Origin of the sequence: Paraclostridium sp. MRS3W1 (assembly GCF_032465715.1) — a bacterium.
Classification (GTDB): Bacteria; Bacillota; Clostridia; order Peptostreptococcales; family Peptostreptococcaceae; genus Paraclostridium; species Paraclostridium dentum.
On record NZ_JAWDJM010000192.1, the window covers coordinates 1 to 4,802 of the forward strand.

At 27.6% G+C, this 4,802-nt stretch carries 6 protein-coding genes; 1 reads left to right on the forward strand and 5 read right to left on the reverse strand.

Annotation, left to right across the window (positions count from 1 at the left end; all coding sequences use genetic code 11):
* Positions 1 to 124: 124 nt before the first annotated feature.
* The 4 genes from RWY47_RS16785 to RWY47_RS16800 all read right to left on the reverse strand — a co-directional run bounded on the left by RWY47_RS16785 (position 125) and on the right by RWY47_RS16800 (position 3,218).
* Positions 125 to 829, reverse strand: coding sequence for a YczE/YyaS/YitT family protein (locus RWY47_RS16785; protein WP_224170280.1), 705 nt, complete (start codon positions 827 to 829; stop codon positions 125 to 127).
* Positions 830 to 852: 23 nt separating this feature from the next.
* Positions 853 to 1,593 carry an elongation factor P 5-aminopentanone reductase gene (gene ymfI / locus RWY47_RS16790; protein ID WP_021430478.1) on the reverse strand — a complete coding sequence of 247 codons (741 nt, stop codon included), beginning with the start codon at positions 1,591 to 1,593 and terminating at the stop codon, positions 853 to 855.
* A gap of 136 nt (positions 1,594 to 1,729) precedes the next feature.
* Positions 1,730 to 2,446, reverse strand: a complete 717-nt coding sequence (locus RWY47_RS16795; RefSeq protein ID WP_025163094.1) for an SDR family NAD(P)-dependent oxidoreductase — start codon at positions 2,444 to 2,446, stop codon at positions 1,730 to 1,732.
* 52 nt (positions 2,447 to 2,498) lie between these two features.
* Entirely contained in the window at positions 2,499 to 3,218 is a 720-nt protein-coding gene (locus RWY47_RS16800; RefSeq protein WP_021430480.1) for an SDR family oxidoreductase, read from the reverse strand.
* 140 nt (positions 3,219 to 3,358) lie between these two features.
* On the opposite strand from RWY47_RS16800, the gene RWY47_RS16805 reads away from it, so the two are divergent.
* A complete protein-coding gene (locus tag RWY47_RS16805; RefSeq protein ID WP_224170279.1) occupies positions 3,359 to 3,706 on the forward strand; it encodes a winged helix-turn-helix transcriptional regulator in 348 nt (115 codons plus the stop codon).
* A gap of 22 nt (positions 3,707 to 3,728) precedes the next feature.
* On the opposite strand, the gene RWY47_RS16810 is transcribed toward RWY47_RS16805, so the two are convergent.
* On the reverse strand, positions 3,729 to 4,706 hold the full coding sequence (locus RWY47_RS16810) for an HD domain-containing protein (RefSeq protein ID WP_224170278.1): 978 nt from the start codon (positions 4,704 to 4,706) through the stop codon (positions 3,729 to 3,731).
* Positions 4,707 to 4,802: the final 96 nt, after the last annotated feature.

A 4,802-nucleotide genomic window follows, 5' to 3' on the forward strand; every position in this document is an offset into this window, starting at 1 on the left:
TTTTTAATTCTTTGCTATAATATATGAAGATTTTTTATCAAAGGTGTTATTTTTTCTACAAATTACTTTAATTTTCACACATTAAAATACAAATAAAAAAAGAAAGCATAGCTTTCTTTTTTTATTAATGTGAATTTTCATCTACATTTGTCTGATTTATACATTCTTTGTAAGAGTCATTAAAAAATCTATACTTTATACTCTTAATATCATCTAGTATATATCTATGTTTGATACTATTTGTGTCAAACTTACAAATTTTAAATGAATATTCTATAAATAATCCAAATACTAAGGTAGTTATTACTGTACCTATCCCAACACTTCCCCCTAGTATAAATCCAAATATAAGAGCAAACATTTCTATACATGTTTTGATTGTTTTAACTGGTCTTTTTGTTTTTTTATGAAGAGCTACCATTAACCCATCTCTTGGTCCACTTCCATAACCAGCTCCTATATAAATTACACAACCAATACCTATAATAAACATCCCTATAAATAACATTATAAATCCAATAACTATATTTGTTGATACAGGGATTATATTATTTATCATAAAAAAGTCCATAAATATTCCAATTAAAAACATATTTAAAATTGTTCCGACACCTAAATTTTCACCTAAAAACATATCTACGATAACAACTATTATTCCAAGTAGCATACTTGCCTGCCCCATAGTAATTCCTAAATTTTTTGATAATCCATGATGAAATGCATCCCAAGGTGATAATCCTAAATTGGCCTGTATAGTTAAAACTATTCCAATTGAACAAACAAATAAACCTATAACTAACCGTATAAAGTTTTTCATTCCATGCTTCATTATATTCGCTCCTCTATTTTGATTTAAACTATAACAAAACCTCCATTAGGACTTATAATTTGTCCTGTTAAAAAATCTGAATTGCTACTTGCTAAAAATAATGCACACTGTGCTATATCATTAGGTGTGCCAAGCCTCATTAAAGGTGTTTCTTCTTTTAGCATTTCAAGAGTATCATCTGATATATTGTCTAACATATCTGTTTTTATAACTCCTGGAGCAATACAATTCACTTGAATATTTGAAGGACCTAACTCTTTTGCTAGCGCCTTAGTCATTCCAATTATAGCAGCTTTACTAGTAGAGTAATGAACCTCATAAGATCCACCAACCATTCCCCATATAGACGATATATTTATTATCTTTCCACTCATTTGAGGTATCATATATTGTAAAGCTTTTTGAGTTGTAAAAAATACACTATTTAGGTTTGTATTTATTACCTCGCTCCATTCTTCATAGCTTATGTCTGTAAATAAATTGGTTCTACTAATGCCTGCATTATTAACTAAAACGTCTATGCTTTCAAATCTTCCAATGCAATAGTTTACCATGAAATTTACTTCTTCTTTTTTTGAAACATCTGCTTTATATGTATCTACTGACAACCCTCTACTTTTTAAATCATTATATAGTTCTAAAGCTTCTTTCTCTGAATTATTATAATTTATTAATACATTATAATCATTTTCAGCAAACAAAGTAGCTATAGCTTTGCCTATTCCTCTAGATGCACCTGTAACTAATGCTGTTTTTTTATTCATCAACCTCTCCCTTTCACATAAAATTTCAATATTCAATCACTATTATATATGAATACCTATTATAATAAAAGAAATATAGTATAAGTATTAAAAAAACATACTAAAGCCAAAATAAGAATTTGGCTTTAGTATGTTTTTAGTCATATATCATTTTTTTAGTCATCCCACCATCAACAATTATATTACATCCGTTTATAAAATCATTTTCATAATGTGTTAAAAATAAGCATGTATTTACTATGTCTTTTGGTTTACCTACTCTTCCTGATGGATGAATTTTATGATCACTTTCACTTAATCCCTCATAGTCCTGAGTTTCTATCCATCCAGGACTTATTGCATTAACTGTTATTGGAGTATTCGATAATGATATAGCCATTGTATTAGTTAAAGATATAAGTCCACCCTTAGATGCTCCATAACTTTCCCATCCAGCTTCATTTTGATTAAATCTAGTAGATGCTATATTTACTATTCTTCCATAACTTTCATTTTGATTAGCTTTTATAAATTCTTGAGAACATATGAAACTTCCTCTTAAATTAACATCCATCACTTCATCAAATTCATTTAAAGTTATATCATATACAGATTTATTAAACTTACTTATAGCTCCGTTGTTTATTAATACATTAATAGTTTTATATTTTTTTACAACATCTTCAAATATATCTCTAATTGTTTTTTCATCTTTTAAATCTGCCTTGTAAAAAATTATATTCTTATCATTAAAATTATATTCTTTAATATCTATCGCTATAACTAATGCATTTAACTTTGCATACTCTGTGGCAATAGCTTTTCCGATACCATTACTTGCCCCTGTAACTACTACAACTTTATTAGTATACATTATATTATACTCCCTCCCCACTTTTAACAGTTTACATAATTTAATTATTTTATTAATCTTCTTGTTTAGTTTTTGCTATAACAATTTCTCTTATACACACATCTTGAGGTTGGTTATAAGCAAATTCTACACAACTTGCTATTTTTTCTGGATTAAGACCTGATTCTATAGTTTTTTTCCATTCATTGTAATTATCTTTTATATTAACATCTGTTGTATGTGATAAAAGAGGAGTTTCTACAACACCTGGAGCTATAGTTATAACTCTTACATTTGAGCTTGCAACTTCTTTTCTCATATTTTCTGTTATTGCATGAACTGCAAACTTTGTACCACAATAAACTGAGTGGTTATCAAATGTCTTTCTTCCCGCTATAGAACTTATATTAATTATTGTACCTTCATTTCTAGAAACCATATCATTTAATACAATATTAGTTCCTGTAAGTATACCCTTTATATTTACATCTATCATATTGCTCCATTCTTCATAACTTTGTGTATTAGGCTCTCCAAGTAGCATTATACCTGCACAGTTAACCAAGCAATCAACTTTTCCAAATTTCTCTTCAGCTTCTTTTATAGCTTCTTTCATTTTTTCTATATTTGTTACATCCACTGATTTACATAAAGAATTAGGTAAGTTTAATTCTTCCATTTTATCAAGTCTTCTAGATAATAATAGTACTGGGTGACCATTATTAGATAATTTTTTTGCTATTTCTCTTCCTATTCCTGAACTTGCTCCTGTTATTACAGCTAATTTTTTCATACATAACCTCCATATAACTATTTTTATTATGGAATAATTATATATTCTTTGATATTATATTGTAAGTACGCACATAATTGTTATATAGTGAACTAGAAGTAACTATTGTGCATTTTCAACAGATTCATTGGAGGAAATTTATGAAAAAATCTATATTAACATGTGAAATAGAAATAACATTAAATGCTATTGGCGGTAAATGGAAACCTTTAATACTTTATTATTTAATAGAAGAAGGAACTAAAAGATTTGGTGAAATTCAATCATTTATTTGTAAGGTATCTCATAAAACTTTAACTACCCAATTAAGAGAACTAGAATCTGATGGATTAATATCTAGAACAGTTTATCCAGAGGTTCCTCCTAGAGTTGAATATAGTATAACAGGTAAAGGTATGAGTTTATACCCAATACTTGAGGCAATGTGCGAGTGGGGAGAGAAAAACTTAACTGATAAATATGAACTTATAAACCCTCAGTGTAAATAATTATAAAGGTGTATAAACACCTTTATAATATTTCTATATAAACACCCTTTTCCATCTTTGCTTTTGCCTTTGTATTTATAAGTTCTACACTATTATCAAACTCTGACAACGAATATACTTTCCCTCGTATACCCACTCCAGGGTCTATAAGTCTTGTTTTACCTTTTATAAATATATCGTACTTATCTTCATTTATCCTAAGTTTTACATTTTTGTTTAGTGATTTCATCAAACTTATTATTTGATTATTTTTAGATCTGTTAAGTATGTCTATTACCTCATTATCTGTTTTTAATATATCTTTTAAATTCAACTCATTCTCATCAATTGCAATTTTTATTGCTTTAGATAGCTTATCATAAGAATATCCATTTATGGGATTCATAAAGAAATCTATAACCTCTGTATAGTATAGCTCTAAAAACCATCTAGCTGATTCTATATCCTTTGTAACAATTTCTCCATTTACTACTTGTATATTTTTTAAAAACTCATTTATTTCATTTTTATTAGTAAACCCGTATTTATACATATCCCTTAAAGTATAATCAACTCTATCCGCGCATAACCTAGGTGCTTTTCTTTCTAGTATAGTCCACTGCTCTTCATTTTCTAATATATCTTTAAAGTCATATCCATACTTATTTAATATATATGGAATTTTAGAATTTATTACAACTTCATCAAATATAAGTTCATGATAATCTTCATCACTATTATTAAATACAAAATCTATTACATGTGAAAATGCAGTATGTGATATATCGTGAAGCAATCCCGCTATTTGTTCTTTTAAACTCCCCCCTAATAACCTAATCAATAACATAACACCAATTGAATGTTCAAATCTATTTACATTTAATTCTTCTTTAATTAAATATGTAGCCCCTACTTGATGTATATGTTTTAATCTTTGCACTGCATCGCAATTTATAAGTTCTATCAAAACATCCTCTAATTCAAATTCTCCATATATGTAATCTACTATCTTATTTTCCATATAACCCTCCTCAATAACGTCTTATAGCTTTTTATATTATATCATATAAAATAAAAATACTAGGTTTTACCCTAGTGTTTTTATTCTATATACGAC

What these genes read in the sequence shown, in the direction of transcription:
- RWY47_RS16785 (WP_224170280.1), bottom strand. Translation starts at nt 829, where the DNA reads ATGAAGCATGGAATGAAAAACTTTATACGGTTAGTTATAGGTTTATTT.
- ymfI (WP_021430478.1), bottom strand. Translation starts at nt 1,593, where the DNA reads ATGAATAAAAAAACAGCATTAGTTACAGGTGCATCTAGAGGAATAGGC.
- RWY47_RS16795 (WP_025163094.1), bottom strand. Translation starts at nt 2,446, where the DNA reads ATGTATACTAATAAAGTTGTAGTAGTTACAGGGGCAAGTAATGGTATC.
- RWY47_RS16800 (WP_021430480.1), bottom strand. Translation starts at nt 3,218, where the DNA reads ATGAAAAAATTAGCTGTAATAACAGGAGCAAGTTCAGGAATAGGAAGA.
- RWY47_RS16805 (WP_224170279.1), top strand. Translation starts at nt 3,359, where the DNA reads ATGAAAAAATCTATATTAACATGTGAAATAGAAATAACATTAAATGCT.
- RWY47_RS16810 (WP_224170278.1), bottom strand. Translation starts at nt 4,706, where the DNA reads ATGGAAAATAAGATAGTAGATTACATATATGGAGAATTTGAATTAGAG.